The sequence below is a fragment of the Salmonella sp. SAL4457 genome (assembly GCF_046548235.1).
GTDB classification, from domain to species: Bacteria; Pseudomonadota; Gammaproteobacteria; order Enterobacterales; family Enterobacteriaceae; genus Salmonella; species Salmonella enterica.
This window is the reverse complement of sequence record NZ_JBGDZO010000966.1, coordinates 1-251: the sequence shown is the minus strand read 5'-3', so window position 1 is coordinate 251 and position 251 is coordinate 1. Positions and strand designations below refer to the sequence as shown.

1 pseudogene is annotated in these 251 nt (G+C 64.1%); it reads left to right on the top strand.

The annotated features are described in order from the left end of the window. Positions 1 to 53 precede the first annotated feature (53 nt). Positions 54 to 251 (top strand): annotated as a pseudogene (locus tag ACLJNW_RS27065) (hypothetical protein); the annotation flags it as partial.

The window sequence follows — 251 nt, the reverse complement described above, 5'->3', positions numbered from 1 at the left end:
GTACTGGGCCGTAGCCCGTGGAATGCTTTGACCCCGCACGGGGAGGAGCCGACATGGATAGCCATCAGCAGCCATACGCGTCGCAGGCGCAGGCCGATACCACCCTGTTTCCCGAGCAGACCCGCGAGAGTCTCCAGGCCCTGGCCGTCAAGTTGCAGCCGCTGATCGAGGGCCACCGCCTGGACAACCTGGTGGATCTGCTGTCACTGCTTTCGGATATCGTCGATCTGCTGGACCCGGCCATGGTGGAC